Genomic DNA, 13,825 nt, shown 5'->3' on the forward strand with positions numbered 1-13,825 from the left:
GCCTGCCGCCCCGACCGCCCCACGAACAAATCCCTGCCGGCTATCGAATCCGCCCGTCATCCCGTTTCGGCACGGAATCCCGATATGGCACAGCCGGGCAAGAATCCGTTAACCCATGGTCAAGTATCTGAATCTTCGGCATTTCCCGACATCGATGCAGGTATGCCAAAAGAATCCCGCTTGCTTTTTGCCCGAAATGCTGGCACGAATTGACTTACTCGGGCATTTGCATGCCGGTGACTGGACTGATGTGGTAATCCCTTCCGTTTGGAAGGCGGCGCGGGAATACCCGCCTACGTAGACGTTCTTTCCCCGTACGTGACTTCTCCGACTGACCCTTCGTCCCAATCGATCGGGGCGAAAGCTAAAGCCGTCCGCTTCCTCTCGGGGGCGCGGATACTACACAGACTAAGGGAAAAGGACGATCCCAATGGCCACCAAGGGCACCGTAAAATTCTTCAACCAGGACAAGGGTTTTGGTTTCATCACGCCGGATGGCGGCGCAAAGGACGTTTTCGTCCATATCTCTGCGCTGCAGGCTTCTGGCATCCAGTCGCTGCGCGAAGGCCAGCAGGTTACCTTCGACACCGAGCCGGACCGCATGGGCAAGGGCCCGAAGGCCGTCAACATCTCGGCTTCGTAAGTCAGACTTCCGCTCACGCGGCATGAACGGCGCTCCGCAAGGGGCGCTGTTTCTGTTTTTGGCGCTCGATTTGTCGATCGCATCGGCAAATGTTATATGCGCGCTTATGGATGATCCCGCCCATACGGCGCTGCATTGAGGCAGCGGAGCACCGCAGTGCGGCGCCCGGGAACAACGAACGATGGAACATCTATGACGCAGAAGAGGCCAATTTTTGCGGTCGCCCCAATGATCGACTGGACGGATCGGCACTGCCGCTATTTCCACCGCCAGATCAGCCGCGAGGCGCTGCTCTATACCGAGATGGTGGTGGCCGATGCGATCATCCACGGCCCGCGCGAGCGGCTGCTCGGTCATGACGCCGCCGAGCATCCGCTGGCGCTGCAACTCGGCGGATCGGACCCGGCAAAGCTTGCCGACGCGGTGCAGATCGCCGAACCCTATGGCTATGACGAGATCAACCTCAATGTCGGCTGCCCCTCCGACCGTGTGCAGTCGGGCACCTTCGGCGCCTGCCTGATGTTGAGGCCGGAGACAGTGGCCGAATGCATCGCGGCGATGAAGAGGGTTGCGACCGTGCCGGTGACGGTGAAATGCCGGATCGGCGTCGACGAGCAGGAGCCGGAACAGGCGCTGCCCGAGCTGATCACCCGCGTTCTCGATGCCGGCGCCGATGCGATCTGGATCCATGCGCGCAAGGCCTGGCTGAAGGGCCTGAGCCCCAAGGAAAACCGCGAAATCCCCCCCCTCGACTACGACATCGTCTACCGAATGAAACAACGCTGGCCCGATGTCTTCATCGGCATCAATGGCGGCATCCGCACGCTCGACGAGGCAGCAACCCACCTAACCCATGTCGATGGCGTCATGCTCGGCCGCGCCGCCTATCAGAATGCCGCGATCCTTGCCGACATCGACCAGCGCTTCTTCGGTGCGCCTGCGGCCGAACAGGACTGGGAAGCGTTGCGCGATCGGATGATGGCCTATGCCGAACGCCACATCGCCAGCGGCGGCCGGCTGCAGCACGTGGCGCGCCACATGGTCGGCCTCTTCACCGGCCTGCCGGGCGCAAGGCGCTACCGCCAGATCCTGTCGACCGACGCGGCCAAAACCGGCGCAGGACCGGAAGTGCTGGCGGCCGCCTTTGCGGCGGTGGATTTTTCGGGAACAGATCAGGAGGCGGTCAGCGCCTGACGCGAAGCGGCGTCACAACCGCGCCATCGGTAGCAAGATCTTCTTCTCGATCCGGCCGGCCACCGAGAACACCAGGATCTCCGTATCCCTGCCGATCCTGCTGCCATCCATCAATCGGACGATATCGTCGACGCCGCCGACAGGGCTGCCGTCGATGGCGAGGATATAATCGCCCTCCTGCAGCCCTCCCTTTGCCGCAGGCCCATCGGCTTCGACGCGCCGGATGCGAACGGAGGTCGTTTGTGCCGTGCCAGCGGCGAGTGCCACCCGGCGCGGCAGCACAACCGTATCGCCTGATATGCCGATGAAGGCGCGCCTGACCTGGCCATAACGGAGAATCTCCGAAACCACGAAATTGGCCGTATTCGACGCCACGGCAAAGGCGATGCTCTGCGCACCTTGGATCACGGCGGTATTGACGCCGATGACCTCTCCGCCCGAAGACACCAGCGGCCCGCCGGAGTTGCCGGGATTGAGCGCCGCGTCGGTCTGGATGACGTCCTCCATCAGCCGACCGCTTGCTGCCCGCATCGACCGGCCGAGCGCCGAGACGATACCGGCGGTAACCGTCCATTCGAAGCCGAGCGGGTTTCCGATCGCGATTGCGATATGCCCTCTGCGCAGGCGCTGGGAATCTCCGAGCTTCGCCCAGGCGCCGGTGCTTGTATTGGCGCGAATGAGGGCGATATCGGTATCCACATCCCGGCCAAGCACACGGCCCTCGGTAACGAAGCCGTCGGGCGTGGTGATGCGAACCACCTTGGCGTCGTCGACGACATGGTTGTTGGTGACGATCAGACCGTCAGGCGAGACGGCGAAGCCCGACCCGTGCCCTTGCCGGCCACCCACCCTCTCAATCCGGCTGACTGCCGGCCCGACGATATCGACTGCTGCAGCGATCGATTGCGAATAGGCATCGATCAGCGCCCCATCATTCTGAGGCGCTATGTCCTTATCCATGTAACCCATTATTTGATCCTCAGGCGGCAATAACGGCCGTCCCGCCGCCGGCGAAGCGGTCGCGATTGCGAAGGTTCGCCATTGTGGTGTTGTGTGAGGATTAGATGGTTGGGCATAGACCCGCGTTCAAGTGAGCGCCGGCGGCGGTCTGCAATGCGCGCAACGCAGAGAATGCCAACACGCCTACCCGGAAAGATATGCTGAACTACCCGAACAGATATCTTGAACGCACGGCCAAAAATTGGCTCATTGCAGACATTCGCCCGTCAAATCAGCTGCCTTCGCTACCCATGACGAACCTGCCTGAGGAGTGGAACAGGCCGACATACCGCGGATCAAAAGAATGTTCGCAGCAATCAGCCAGGCGAGGATCGCCAAATCCCCGTCCCTTCATACGAGATGGGCGGTGCTGTGCGCCCGTCGCGCAGAGACATACAAACTTCTGTCATATCAATAGAATAGAAAGAGCCATTCAATTAGCACATCAGCATATTCAGAGCCGACTTATCCCCTAAGGCGCGACCTACTTGCCCCAAGCCTCCGGCGCAACGGCGCTCGTGGCCTTGCCAATTCTGCCGGCAACGGCGCAAACTTCTGACCGCATGAATCCAACCCCAACTAATGGAGCCGAAAGATGAGCACAGTCACAACCAAGGACGGCGTCGAGATCTTCTACAAGGATTGGGGGCCGAAGACCGCCCAGCCGATCATGTTCCATCACGGCTGGCCGCTATGCTCCGACGACTGGGATACCCAGATGCTGTTCTTCCTTGAGAAGGGCTACCGCGTCGTCGCCCATGACCGGCGCGGCCACGGCCGCTCCACCCAGGTGGGCGACGGTCACGACATGGATCACTACGCCGCCGATGCCGCAACCGTCGTCGAGCATCTCGATCTTAGGAACACCGTCCATGTCGGCCACTCCACCGGCGGCGGCGAAGCGACCCATTATGTCGCCCGCCACGGCCAGCCGCAGGGCCGTGTCGCCAAGCTCGTCATCATCGGCGCCGTGCCGCCCATCATGGTGAAGACGGATGCCAATCCCGGCGGCCTGCCGATCGAAGTCTTCGATGGCCTGCGCAAGCAGCTCGCCGCCAATCGCGCGCAGTTTTATTACGATCTGCCGGCCGGCCCGTTCTACAGCTTCAACCGCCCGGGCGCGAAGGTCCTGGAACCGGTCATCAACAATTGGTGGCGCCAGGGCATGATCGGCGGCGCCAAAGCGCATTACGACGGCATCAAGGCCTTTTCGGAAACCGACTTCACAGAAGACCTGAAGATCATCACCGTCCCGACCCTCGTCATGCACGGCGACGACGATCAGATCGTGCCGATCGCTGACTCCGCCCTGCTCTCGGCCAAACTGCTGCAGTACGCCACGCTGAAGGTCTACGAGAAATTCCCGCACGGCATGTGCACCACTCATGCCGACATCATAAATCCCGACATCCTTGCCTTCATCAAAGGTTGATCCGTGATGTTACCGGGCGCCGACGAGGCGCCCGGTTACCATGAGCGGCTTGACATCGGCATGACCAAATTCAATCTCCACGCGGCTAAACTGGGTGAATTCCGATGCTCCGTATCAACCTGCTTGCGGCAATCGCCATCGCCATGATCTCCGCCAACCCCGCCTCCGCCGCGCCCTGCAGGAACGCAGCCTGTCACGCCGTCAAATGCCTGGCCAAATCGGCGCAGCAGAGGTCGATCGGCCAAAACAGCAAGCTGCAGCGGGGAAAGGTGCGAACGCACGTGACGGATACGACCGGCAGAGTGAATTATAAATGGTGACTGGCTGTTTGCCGTCCCACACCCAGGCCGCCGGGCCACGTCGATCGATTGACGGTCAGTTACGCATTTCCCATGAAACCGTTTTCGCCGCTTTGCGTTTAGCGGCCATGAAAAGAGAACGTGAACCCTCATCAAAGGCTTACCGGCAGGATCGTTTCGAAAACACCGAGCGAGCCGCCAAGGAAACCATCGAGGCGGAGCAACGGGCCCGCCGGGAAAAAACCAAGCGGCTGAAAGAGCTGCGCCTGTCACAGCAGGGCGCCAAGGACCCCGCAACCAAGTAGATCCCACACTCGCACTATCCGATCGGCACGCCGATCGATCTCATATCCATGCCCTGCCGCCCACGCCCGCGTCTTTCCGTGCGTGCCCCGAATTCTTTTTGAATTTCGGACCTTCGCCCATCTTGCAGAGCAAACATCGCGAAATTATCTTTTTTTCACGAAAGCGATTCACGGCATCCAAAAAGGGCAAATTGCGATGTCAGACAAGCTGTTCAGCACACGGGACGAACCGCTCGCCTCCGAAGATCTGGATGTGTGCAGGCGTGTTCATGAAGCTCTCTGTAGCGGGTCAAAGATCGACAGATCAAGCAAGGAAGCCGACCGTCTGGGCGCCCTCATCATCGAGCTCTACCGCCAGGGTGTGCACGACGAAAGCCAGCTCCGATTGCTGGCCGGCGGAACGTGAGCCTGATAGCGCGAGACGTCGAGCTAGCTGCGAGTCCGACACCGCCTTTTCCCGGGCGCGGACCGAGGTCGCCTGCACGCGATCGAAGAGAGGAACCCATTTGCCGATATCTCCGGCCGTCTTGGTGCATCTGCGTGTCGGTATTGGCCGTCCGTCGCCAGCGTCGCCTCATTCCAGCAGGACATCGCCCATGAGGGCCGATTTGCCGATGCCGTGGCCGGATGCGACCGCAATCTGCAGCGGCTGAAACCGCGTTGCGGGATCGCGAATGATTGTAAAAATATCCCGTCGTTATGGAGCCAGTGATGCCGCGCCAGCATATCCAGCGCCCGCAACCGGTCCGCCCGCTTGATCTTCGCCGCACGCACCACCTCCCCCTTGCCCCTTGGCCGAGGTGCCGATCTCCAGCCCCACGCTTGCCGCCGTCCGCTCATCCCACTCCGAAGGCGCCTTCAGCAGCCCCTGGTCATCGAACACGTCACGGACATCACCAAACGCGACGTAGGCAATGGCGACAAGCACCCACTCGGCGGAAGTCTCCATCTCGGCAAGACGTGGCGCTAAGGCTCTCTCAATCTCCGCCCGCACAGCCTCATTCGCATCAAGCGATTGCCATTGGCACGCGACTTTCCGCTATACCCCGTCCGCACCGCCGCGTGCTTCGCATTCAAATCCTTCAGATATTCCGCCACATACAGGCGCTGCTTCGGCGTCAGTTCTGCCATTGGTGATCGTGCCCTCGAAGAGAGGGCGATGGTAGCGGGCGATGGTGGCAAGGTGAAAAGCGCGCCGCGGGGAAGGCCCTACGAAGCCAGACCTCTGTCCCTGTTGTAAATCTCCCCCGGAGTCGGCTCTCTGGTCACAATCGTGCCGTCGGAAAGCCGGCGACGCATGACATTGCCGTGCCAATGCCATTCTCCGGATACGCCAGCGAAAAACAGCGCACGAAGCGCCTCGACCACGCGGCTCCACACCGATGGCTTCGGACGTTGAAAACTGATCGTTGTCATTTTGTCTTTGCTCCCCTTCAAAATTATTCTCTGCCGATCGCGCACGTCACGTTTCTCTCTTCCCGGAGGGTGCCCGATCAACATGGATTGGAATGATCCAGCCGCGCCAATATGCGCAATGCCTCAATTCGATCCGGCTCCCAGAAGGTCAGCCTGAGCCGGCCTACATCCGAATCCAGGGAGAACGCCTCGCGGGCCAGCCCGATCTCGGCAAGCCTCATGCGTATGGAGTCGAGATCGGTCATGCCACCCAGCGGCTCCATGATGATGTATTGCGTCGGTTGCGCCATGTGGAAGACCCTTATCTCAGAGTATTTGCCGGCGTACGAAAACAGAAACAGCAACACGGCTCAAGGAAAGTCTTAATATCTGGTTACCAAACGAAGTTAAGACTTCGTTACACATGAGGTTGACCGCCGTATTAATATTGAACACCGGAAACCGCTCTATGATTTCAAGAGAGATTGCTATGGCGTCAACGTCCTTCGATGACATCCAATGACGATATCCCTGGCACCCGTGTCAGACCCCGGCCCGCGCCAGCCTCTCGCTCAGCGCCTCCCAGCCCGTTGATTTCCCCTGTCGTTATAGAGCGAGTAGTGCTGCGCCAGCGGCCTGCTGTGTAGCTCTAGCAAATCAGCCGGTAGCGATGCGCTGCAGGAGTAATTTGACATTGCAATTTTCGAAGAGCTTTATTATCGCCACCAAGGAAACGTCCTGTATCTTTTGTGAGATTTAAGCATCGGTGTGTCGATTGCGGGAGCCTCAGCTAGACGGATTACGAGCGATTGCACTTCTGTCAGTGTTTTATTCTCATTTCTGGCAAGAAAGCTCGAACCTTGGCCACCTCGGAGTTCGGTTCTTCTTTGTGTTGAGCGGATTCCTCATCACAAACATTCTGTTAGACGTCAAGGGACACGATCATCACGCGGCTGGGATAACTGTGTTCTTCGCGCGAAGAGCAGCGAGAATTTGGCCACCTACTTCCTGACGCTGGGATTTTGTTGGCTGGCAGCAGGCCCGTTGCGTCTCCCGATGATGCAGGAGTCGTTGCCGTGGCATGCATTGTTCCTCTCCAACATCTGGTATGCAACGCACGGGTCCGAGCCTTGGGCGCTAGGGCACCTTTGGACACTTGCAGTCGAAGAGCAATTCTACCTGATTTGGCCTTTTGTGATCCTGGCGTTGCCGTCCCGTCATTTTCTGAAATTATGCGGCGCACTTGTTTCCTGCACCGTACTCTACCGCGTTTGCGCATTTGCCCTCGGCAAGGTTGATGAAGCCAATGCGCTGCCTTTCGATTCAATCGATGCTTTGGCGGCCGGTGCCGCTTTGTCGTTCCTGTCTGCAGAAGGGTGGAGCGCTCCGCGATGGCTCCTCTGGTTGTCAGTACCGGTCGGTTTGGCTGGGTCTATCATGCAAATCGCTTTTGACTTGGGAAACCTCGTTCAATGGGTCGTCCTCGAGGCCGCCCTCGTCTTGCCGCTGGCCGCAATCGTGGCAGTGGCCTCAAAAGGGCAGTTTCTCAAAATCCTTGCGAACAGATCGCTCAGCGGCTTGGGCCGGATCAGCTACGGCGCCTATCTCTTCCATCTTCTGGTCTGGGCGGTTCTTTTTGCATTGAGCGCCCGTTTTGGCGTCGGTGACTTCTTCTCGCGCGGCCCGCTTACGATGCTCGTCGCTGGATCGTTATCCGTACTCACCGCTTTGGTATCGTGGATCATGGTGGAGCGCCCAGTGATGGCTTGGTCGAAAAGGCTGGCTGCCGCATGATCGGATAGCCGAAGGGCCAGGCGTATGCCCGACGGATGGTGTCGCACGCTGGTGCCATCAATGTCGCGCTTTTGACGCACATGCCGCCCCCGAACGAGCCGTCCGATATTGAGCTCCGATAAGAGTAAAGTTCGTCTGCGCCGCGTCGTCGGTGCGATCTTCTCAGACATTCCCGCCCATTGGCGGTGGCGAAGCTGTCCAGCGTTTTAGGATCGGTCGGTTCCTGACGTCCGGTAGTGGTGCACAGGCCTATTATGTTAGCAAAAACGCACATACGCCACCTCATTCCATCCCAAAATGAAACCTATTCCCTTCCGCTGCGTTACCCCCTCGATACATCCGTTGACCCAAGGTGAGTAAAATGAACAGATTCGCCATCATTGCCCTGTCGATAGCGACGGCCTTCTCCGGAATGCCGGCCTCGGCAGGCCCGGCCTTCGTGCCGAGCCCGGTCCAATCGGCGGCGCAGCCGGCACCGGGAAATACCGATGCCCGCATCATGACCGTCGGCTGCAATAACTTCACGAACTGCCCGGGTCAGTTCGGCAATAATCGCAGGTGGTATCGCAACCGTCACCACTACCGCAACCGGGATTATTATCGCGACGACCGTTATGGCTCGTATCGACGCTACGATCGCGGCTGGCGCCATAATGACAACACCGGCGCCATTATTGGCGGTCTGGCGGCCGGCGCCCTCATCGGCGGCATCATTGCCTCGCAGCCGCGGGCCTATACCTCGCAAGGGTACAGCTCACATGCCGATTATTGCTACTCCCGCTATCGGTCCTACCGCGCCTATGACAATACCTACCAGCCGAACTACGGCCCGCGCCGCCAGTGCCGCTAGTCCGACCCATCCATCAGAGCAAGCCTCGCATGAAATGCGGGGTCTTTTTTGATGGCCGAAAGCCCGTTGCACGGCTTCCAATCGCCAGTGGGGCGTGTTTGTCTGCGCGAGTGGGGGGCGCACACTTGGTTAGGCGACGCGAACCTAGGTGCTAGATGACGTCTGGAGAAACAGCAAAGTCCGCCGGCCGCGTCGTCCTGCTGCAGCCGGATATGGAAAACCTGTCGGGTTTCGAAGCGGCGCTTGCCGCCGGCTGGTCTCCCGATCCGCGCCGCGCGGGCGATGAGGCCCATGTTCACGGCGGGCTTCAGCGGCTGCGCCAGAACAGATTAGGGTTTTTCCACGATCTCATTCCTGATGGTAGACAGCGGGCTGGATCCGGACCGCCGCCTCTCACCACCCGCCTGTTCTGGATCTGGGACGGCGAATTCTGCGGTAGCATCAGCCTGCGATTTCAAGCGGGCACCGAGGAGCTGCCGCCCGAGGTGTCTGGCCATGTGGGATATTCCGTCGTACCGTGGAAACAGCGCAATGGCCACGCGACCACCGCGCTGAGCCTTCTGATGGCCGTGGCATCGAAGGAAGGCCTCGACCGCCTGGTCGTCCTCTGCAACGAGGACAACGACGCCTCGCGGCGGGTGATCGAGCGCAATGGCGGCGAATTGTTCATGCGCGGCCCGCATCCCTCCGACAGGCCCGATCAGATCAAACTGTATTTCTGGCTGAGGCCCGGAACCGCCAGCTGAAATGAAGCGCGACGGAATTCCAGACGGACGGAGCACAGGCCTTGCCCGCCTTTGCTCCGTCCGTCCCGTCAGCCTGGGGCGGGCTGAGTGCTGGTCGCGGGGGCAGTCGGCGCCGCCGCACATCGTCTCTCAATAGGTCGCGGCCGGTTTCGGCTTCTTCTCGGTCCATTGCGGCGGCGCGCCATATTTGGCAGCCACAGCCCCCATCAGTCCGGGCGGCCGGCCGAAGGCGTCGCAGGCGGCATATTTCGGTTTTCCGCCGAGCCAGGATTTCATCCGCTGCCCCGATGGCAGCGAGATATCCAATCCCTTCGGCTCCTTGCCTTTGATCAGCATGCGGGAAAACTCGCTGCTGAATTTCGAAGCCAGGCTATAGGCGTCGCCGACTTCGGAAACGCGGGGGTTGTTCTGCAGCGAGTTTGCCCCGCGCGACCAGACGATGGCCGCCCGCTGCACGCCACCGCTGTCGACGGCTTCCGCCTCGACCGCCAGTCCGCCCAGGCCGGCCGGCAGCCGCGGCACGCCGACCGGCAGCACGAAACCCGTGCCGACGGTCACGACGGTCGAAACACCCGCTATCGCCTTGTTGGTCGGCACAATGTCGGTGACAACCGAGCGGATTGTCAGATCCGCCGGCTGGCCGGCTGAGACCAGCTGATATTTGTCGCTGAGCGAAATGCAGAGCGCCCGGTCCAGCGCATTCGCCACCATCACGCGATCGGCGTCCGATTTGACGCGGGTCGCAGCGCTGAAGGCGAAGGTCGTCGGCACGATGCTCACCGTCTTTGCCGGGCTAAGGCGCGTCCCATCGACATAGACGCGCGATTTCGACAGCTTGCCCTTCGGCGCGCCGAGATTGCCGTAGGAAGAAAGCGTGCCGGCCTCCTTCAGTGGCACCGAGCTGCAACCGGCCGCGACCATGGTGAGCGCCAAGGGCAGTGCGAGAGACAAGCCTCTCGACGCCAGTGGGAAGGAAAATGGGAATGGATTGCTGCGCACGCTGTCTGGCCTCCGTCGCCGATAGCGCATAACCCCGAATATCGAGATCGATTTTCGGAAAGGATTATGCGCAGTTTAAAGTGCTTTGGCGCGTCCTGTCGGACGCGCGGCGCTCTAGTGTCGGGCGAAAGTGGCGGTCGACAATTGCCGCAACATTACAGATCGCTTCCCAGAGCCTTTCCTGGTCAAAACCAGGGCGGATGCTGCTCAAGCAGGCTGACCTATGCGAGTTCGATCACCACTCGCGTCCCGACAGCACTGCTCTCGATGCTGACCTCGCCGCCATGATTTGCGGCGACCTGCTTGACGAGGCTGAGGCCGAGACCGGCGCCCCTGCTTTTCGGGGTGACGCGATAGAAAGGCTCGAACACCAGCTCCCGATGTTCGGCCGGAATACCCGGCCCTTCGTCGGTGACGGTGATCCGGCCGCCGCCGGAAGGTGCGCGCGATACCGAAACCGTGATCATCCCCGTGTTGCCGCCGTGGTCGATGGCGTTGCGCACCAAGTTGCTCACCGCCCGCGGCAGCGCGGAAGGGCTGCCCCGGCGTTCAAGGCTCTCCGCCTCGCATAGAAATGAGATTTGATAGCCGTCGGCAATCGCCAGCGGCGCGAGATCGGCAACGACCGTTCGGGCGACTTCGACGAGATCGATCGTTTCGTGCGGATCGATCGCCTGATTGTTACGCTCGAAATCGAGCAGTTGTTCGGCAGTCTCGGCGAGGCGCGCGACGTCATCGAGCAATCGCCTGCGGTCCTGGCCCTCGGGTGTTCCGTCGATCCGCGTCTGCATGATCGCGATCGGCGTCCTGAGTTCATGCGCGGCATCGATAAGGAAGTGTTGCCGTTTGCGGAATTCATTTTCCAGCCGGTCAAGCGCCTCGTTGAAGGCAATCACCAGCGGGGCCACCTCCTTGGGGATGCCGTCCAGAGGCAGGCGTGCATCGTAGCGGCGAGGTTCGATCTCCGATGCCTTGCGGGCAACCTCGCTGACACTGGCCAGGGCACGCCTGACAATTCGCGGAACGGCAAGAAAAACCGCCGGCAAGGCGACGGTGAGCAGCGAGACATAGATCGGATAGACGGCGCCCATAAGGACAAGAACGGGCCAACCCTTGTCGGCGACGCCGCCAAACAGAACTCGGAGCTCGCCTATGGCAGTCTCCACGTTTTCAACGGACGCGATCTCGTTGGTGCCGACCGATCCCCTGATGTCTGCGCCCTGGAACAAATGGGTGAGATGCGCAAGTTCACTATAGGCTGCAGGAATGGCGCCATAGGATACCGAAGAACCGTTCGTCGTGGCAGCGACATACCAAAGCCCGTCATACTGCTCCTTGAGCGACGCCAGCTCTGGCGTATCGCGTATTTCAAGCTGGCCCTGCGCATCGAGCGCGACGGACCGGGCCAGTACCGCGGTGACATGATCCTCCAGCGCGACGTTGGGAGAAAGGATCGTCGCACCATAAACACAGAGACCGAAGATCACCGCCGCCACCACGGCGACGAATACAATGCTGAGTTGCCAGCTCAGCCGCCACCAAAGCGACGGATTGGTGTATTGCGCCTTGGTCATCATTCTTCCTTCATGAGGTAACCGACGCCGCGAATATTATGGATCGCGACGCCGGCGCCAGCATCGATCAGCCGCTTGCGCAGCCGCGATATATGCGCGTCGAGCGCGTTCGACTGGATTTCCTCTTCGTAGTTGTAGACAGCCGCTTCGAGCGTCGAGCGCAGCACGGTCTTCTCCTTGCGCCTTGCGAGTGCCGCCAGCACCAGAAGTTCGCGCCGGGGCAGGTCCAGCGGCACGGCATCGACGGTGACGCTCAGATGCAGCGGGTCGATCACCATCCGTCCGGCAGTGATCTTGAGTTCGGCCAGTTCAGGCGATCGCCGCAGCACGGCTCTCAACCGCGCCATCAGCTCCTCGACCAGAAACGGCTTGCCGAGATAGTCGTCCGCCCCCAGGTCGAGGCCTTCAATCCGCTCCTTCGGTTCGTTGCGCGCCGTCAGCACGATGATCGGCGTATCCTTGCCCGTCCGCCTGAGCTCCGGAATGAAGCTCAGCCCCTCCCCGTCAGGCAGACGCCGGTCAAGCAGGATCGCATCGTAGAGGTTCTGCCGCGTCAACTCGACGGCGTCTGCCAGATGCATCGTGTGGTCGGTGACGATCCCATGTTTGCCGAGCGCGGCCGACAGCGCCTCGGCCAGCTCCCTCTCATCCTCTATCAGCAGTATCCGCATCGCCCGTCCATTGTCTCGCTCACCCCCTCTGTCTGCCACAAGGGTTGCAGCAGCATTGCGGAGCTTGCAAGGCAGCCGGTCATGCTGCTGCAATTGTTGAGGTCCAGCACAAGGAATATTCGCGGCAGCTGGAGATCAAGATGATCCGACCTATCCTTCGTCTCCTGACGAGACACTTCCTCTCCGCCTTCATCCTCGCTGCACTGCTCGCTGCCCCACTCGTCATTCTGCACACGCTTCACGACAAATCGGCGTTCGAGAGGGGCCTTCTGATGGAGGTTCGATGATGGAGAGGCGAGCCTCAGGCAGTCTCGGCGTCTGCCCTGCAATAGGCCGAGAATGCGTGGAGATAGGCCTGCACTCTGGAACGGTTCTCCGCTGTCTCGATGCTTCGAAGCACCTCGGCTGGATCCAGTTTCATTAAAGGGAGCCGGAGGAAGATATCCTCCGCGAAACGGTCGGTGATGGTCGCAAGAACGGTGCGAAGACCCGCCAGCATCTCATCACCTCGATGCGAGGCGTGCAGCAAGGCGATCGGCTTATGGACGATCTCATCTCCCGATACGAGCCAGTCGATCGCATTCTTGAGGCCGCCGGGGATGGATCGCACATATTCCGGGCTGGCAATGATCACCCCGTCGCTCTTGGCGATCACATCTATGAAATCCCGCACCGCCTCCGGTAGAGATTCTCCCTCGAGGTCAGGCGAGAATACCGGCAACCGTCCGACGCCATCGAAGATCGAAACCTCGATATCACTGGGCGCTATGGCACGGATCGCCCGCAGCATAGCCGTATTGGTGGAATTGAGCCGGGCGCTGCCGGATATTGCGAGAATCCTCATGATCCTAACAGGAATCGATTGATCATGGCTGTCAACGCAAAAGGCCAGGTTCGATTGAGTAACGCCAAAAAAGCGACTTT

Annotated in this window: 19 protein-coding genes and 1 pseudogene; 12 read left to right on the forward strand and 8 right to left on the reverse strand. The window is 60.4% G+C overall.

Annotated elements, in window-relative coordinates; translation table 11 throughout:
* The first annotated feature begins 84 nt into the window (after window positions 1–84).
* The 3 genes from U5G49_RS12515 (at window position 85) to dusA (ending at window position 1,837) form a co-directional block, all read left to right on the forward strand.
* Window positions 85–213, forward strand: a complete 129-nt coding sequence (locus U5G49_RS12515) for a hypothetical protein (protein ID WP_258719821.1) — start codon at window positions 85–87, stop codon at window positions 211–213.
* 217 nt (window positions 214–430) lie between these two features.
* Window positions 431–643, forward strand: a complete 213-nt coding sequence (locus U5G49_RS12520) for a cold-shock protein (protein WP_003540801.1) — start codon at window positions 431–433, stop codon at window positions 641–643.
* A gap of 192 nt (window positions 644–835) precedes the next feature.
* The gene (gene dusA, locus U5G49_RS12525) at window positions 836–1,837 is read left to right on the forward strand and encodes a tRNA dihydrouridine(20/20a) synthase DusA (protein WP_193446604.1); all 1,002 of its coding nucleotides are present in this window, start codon (window positions 836–838) and stop codon (window positions 1,835–1,837) included.
* Window positions 1,838–1,849: 12 nt separating this feature from the next.
* Here dusA and U5G49_RS12530 read toward each other — a convergent pair whose 3' ends face one another.
* The gene (locus tag U5G49_RS12530; protein ID WP_193446605.1) at window positions 1,850–2,806 is read right to left on the reverse strand and encodes a S1C family serine protease; all 957 of its coding nucleotides are present in this window, start codon (window positions 2,804–2,806) and stop codon (window positions 1,850–1,852) included.
* 625 nt (window positions 2,807–3,431) lie between these two features.
* On the opposite strand from U5G49_RS12530, the gene U5G49_RS12535 reads away from it, so the two are divergent.
* From U5G49_RS12535 to U5G49_RS12550, 4 genes are all read left to right on the forward strand, one after another.
* Window positions 3,432–4,268, forward strand: a complete 837-nt coding sequence (locus U5G49_RS12535; protein ID WP_193446606.1) for an alpha/beta fold hydrolase — start codon at window positions 3,432–3,434, stop codon at window positions 4,266–4,268.
* Window positions 4,269–4,372: 104 nt separating this feature from the next.
* Window positions 4,373–4,588, forward strand: a complete 216-nt coding sequence (locus U5G49_RS12540) for a hypothetical protein (protein WP_193446607.1) — start codon at window positions 4,373–4,375, stop codon at window positions 4,586–4,588.
* Complete coding sequence (locus U5G49_RS12545) at window positions 4,582–4,872, forward strand: hypothetical protein (RefSeq protein ID WP_080764096.1); 291 nt, start codon at window positions 4,582–4,584, stop codon at window positions 4,870–4,872. Before U5G49_RS12540 ends, U5G49_RS12545 begins: the two co-directional genes overlap by 7 nt.
* Window positions 4,873–5,068: 196 nt before the next feature.
* Window positions 5,069–5,278, forward strand: coding sequence for a hypothetical protein (locus U5G49_RS12550; RefSeq protein WP_018242541.1), 210 nt, complete (start codon window positions 5,069–5,071; stop codon window positions 5,276–5,278).
* Window positions 5,279–5,569: 291 nt separating this feature from the next.
* On the opposite strand, the pseudogene U5G49_RS37065 reads toward U5G49_RS12550, so the two are convergent.
* From U5G49_RS37065 to U5G49_RS12565, 3 genes and pseudogenes are all read right to left on the reverse strand, one after another.
* Window positions 5,570–6,003 (reverse strand): annotated as a pseudogene (locus U5G49_RS37065) (terminase small subunit).
* A gap of 78 nt (window positions 6,004–6,081) precedes the next feature.
* Window positions 6,082–6,288: a hypothetical protein gene (locus U5G49_RS12560; RefSeq protein ID WP_028733184.1), complete on the reverse strand. Its 207-nt coding sequence runs from the start codon at window positions 6,286–6,288 to the stop codon at window positions 6,082–6,084.
* A 77-nt stretch (window positions 6,289–6,365) separates the two neighbouring features.
* The gene (locus U5G49_RS12565; RefSeq protein WP_018447183.1) at window positions 6,366–6,578 is read right to left on the reverse strand and encodes a hypothetical protein; all 213 of its coding nucleotides are present in this window, start codon (window positions 6,576–6,578) and stop codon (window positions 6,366–6,368) included.
* Between the two features lie 512 nt (window positions 6,579–7,090).
* On the opposite strand from U5G49_RS12565, the gene U5G49_RS12570 reads away from it, so the two are divergent.
* From U5G49_RS12570 to U5G49_RS12585, 4 genes are all read left to right on the forward strand, one after another.
* Complete coding sequence (locus U5G49_RS12570; RefSeq protein ID WP_284200344.1) at window positions 7,091–7,279, forward strand: hypothetical protein; 189 nt, start codon at window positions 7,091–7,093, stop codon at window positions 7,277–7,279.
* On the forward strand, window positions 7,261–8,061 hold the full coding sequence (locus U5G49_RS12575; RefSeq protein ID WP_246289436.1) for an acyltransferase family protein: 801 nt from the start codon (window positions 7,261–7,263) through the stop codon (window positions 8,059–8,061). The genes U5G49_RS12570 and U5G49_RS12575 overlap by 19 nt, the downstream gene beginning before the upstream one ends.
* Before the next feature lie 361 nt (window positions 8,062–8,422).
* Window positions 8,423–8,911: a BA14K family protein gene (locus U5G49_RS12580; RefSeq protein WP_130716907.1), complete on the forward strand. Its 489-nt coding sequence runs from the start codon at window positions 8,423–8,425 to the stop codon at window positions 8,909–8,911.
* A 155-nt stretch (window positions 8,912–9,066) separates the two neighbouring features.
* Window positions 9,067–9,657: a GNAT family N-acetyltransferase gene (locus tag U5G49_RS12585; protein ID WP_193446608.1), complete on the forward strand. Its 591-nt coding sequence runs from the start codon at window positions 9,067–9,069 to the stop codon at window positions 9,655–9,657.
* Window positions 9,658–9,786: 129 nt separating this feature from the next.
* Here U5G49_RS12585 and U5G49_RS12590 read toward each other — a convergent pair whose 3' ends face one another.
* From U5G49_RS12590 to U5G49_RS12600, 3 genes are all read right to left on the reverse strand, one after another.
* On the reverse strand, window positions 9,787–10,686 hold the full coding sequence (locus U5G49_RS12590) for a DUF3313 domain-containing protein (protein ID WP_193446609.1): 900 nt from the start codon (window positions 10,684–10,686) through the stop codon (window positions 9,787–9,789).
* A 191-nt stretch (window positions 10,687–10,877) separates the two neighbouring features.
* Window positions 10,878–12,233, reverse strand: a complete 1,356-nt coding sequence (locus U5G49_RS12595) for a sensor histidine kinase (protein ID WP_193446610.1) — start codon at window positions 12,231–12,233, stop codon at window positions 10,878–10,880.
* On the reverse strand, window positions 12,230–12,901 hold the full coding sequence (locus tag U5G49_RS12600) for a response regulator transcription factor (protein WP_018242549.1): 672 nt from the start codon (window positions 12,899–12,901) through the stop codon (window positions 12,230–12,232). The genes U5G49_RS12595 and U5G49_RS12600 overlap by 4 nt, the downstream gene beginning before the upstream one ends.
* A gap of 140 nt (window positions 12,902–13,041) precedes the next feature.
* Here U5G49_RS12600 and U5G49_RS12605 point away from each other — a divergent pair, with 140 nt between their 5' ends.
* Window positions 13,042–13,188 (forward strand): hypothetical protein, encoded by a 147-nt coding sequence (locus U5G49_RS12605; protein WP_193446611.1) that lies wholly within the window; start codon window positions 13,042–13,044, stop codon window positions 13,186–13,188.
* Window positions 13,189–13,202: 14 nt separating this feature from the next.
* Here U5G49_RS12605 and U5G49_RS12610 read toward each other — a convergent pair whose 3' ends face one another.
* Window positions 13,203–13,745, reverse strand: coding sequence for an NADPH-dependent FMN reductase (locus U5G49_RS12610; protein ID WP_193446612.1), 543 nt, complete (start codon window positions 13,743–13,745; stop codon window positions 13,203–13,205).
* Window positions 13,746–13,825 lie beyond the last annotated feature (80 nt).

Origin of the sequence: Rhizobium indigoferae, from assembly GCF_034554815.1 — a bacterium.
In the GTDB taxonomy this organism is placed as follows: domain Bacteria; phylum Pseudomonadota; class Alphaproteobacteria; order Rhizobiales; family Rhizobiaceae; genus Rhizobium; species Rhizobium leguminosarum.

Bases quoted from the DNA above. Each gene is read 5' to 3' on its own strand.
- U5G49_RS12540 (WP_193446607.1), top strand. From the start codon at position 4,373: ATGCTCCGTATCAACCTGCTTGCGGCAATCGCCATCGCCATGATCTCC.
- U5G49_RS12515 (WP_258719821.1), top strand. From the start codon at position 85: ATGGCACAGCCGGGCAAGAATCCGTTAACCCATGGTCAAGTATCTGAA.
- U5G49_RS12590 (WP_193446609.1), bottom strand. From the start codon at position 10,686: ATGCGCTATCGGCGACGGAGGCCAGACAGCGTGCGCAGCAATCCATTC.
- U5G49_RS12560 (WP_028733184.1), bottom strand. From the start codon at position 6,288: ATGACAACGATCAGTTTTCAACGTCCGAAGCCATCGGTGTGGAGCCGC.
- U5G49_RS12600 (WP_018242549.1), bottom strand. From the start codon at position 12,901: ATGCGGATACTGCTGATAGAGGATGAGAGGGAGCTGGCCGAGGCGCTG.
- U5G49_RS12585 (WP_193446608.1), top strand. From the start codon at position 9,067: ATGACGTCTGGAGAAACAGCAAAGTCCGCCGGCCGCGTCGTCCTGCTG.
- U5G49_RS12580 (WP_130716907.1), top strand. From the start codon at position 8,423: ATGAACAGATTCGCCATCATTGCCCTGTCGATAGCGACGGCCTTCTCC.
- dusA (WP_193446604.1), top strand. From the start codon at position 836: ATGACGCAGAAGAGGCCAATTTTTGCGGTCGCCCCAATGATCGACTGG.
- U5G49_RS12535 (WP_193446606.1), top strand. From the start codon at position 3,432: ATGAGCACAGTCACAACCAAGGACGGCGTCGAGATCTTCTACAAGGAT.
- U5G49_RS12565 (WP_018447183.1), bottom strand. From the start codon at position 6,578: ATGGCGCAACCGACGCAATACATCATCATGGAGCCGCTGGGTGGCATG.
- U5G49_RS12550 (WP_018242541.1), top strand. From the start codon at position 5,069: ATGTCAGACAAGCTGTTCAGCACACGGGACGAACCGCTCGCCTCCGAA.
- U5G49_RS12545 (WP_080764096.1), top strand. From the start codon at position 4,582: ATGGTGACTGGCTGTTTGCCGTCCCACACCCAGGCCGCCGGGCCACGT.
- U5G49_RS12530 (WP_193446605.1), bottom strand. From the start codon at position 2,806: ATGGGTTACATGGATAAGGACATAGCGCCTCAGAATGATGGGGCGCTG.
- U5G49_RS12520 (WP_003540801.1), top strand. From the start codon at position 431: ATGGCCACCAAGGGCACCGTAAAATTCTTCAACCAGGACAAGGGTTTT.
- U5G49_RS12605 (WP_193446611.1), top strand. From the start codon at position 13,042: ATGATCCGACCTATCCTTCGTCTCCTGACGAGACACTTCCTCTCCGCC.
- U5G49_RS12610 (WP_193446612.1), bottom strand. From the start codon at position 13,745: ATGAGGATTCTCGCAATATCCGGCAGCGCCCGGCTCAATTCCACCAAT.
- U5G49_RS12595 (WP_193446610.1), bottom strand. From the start codon at position 12,233: ATGATGACCAAGGCGCAATACACCAATCCGTCGCTTTGGTGGCGGCTG.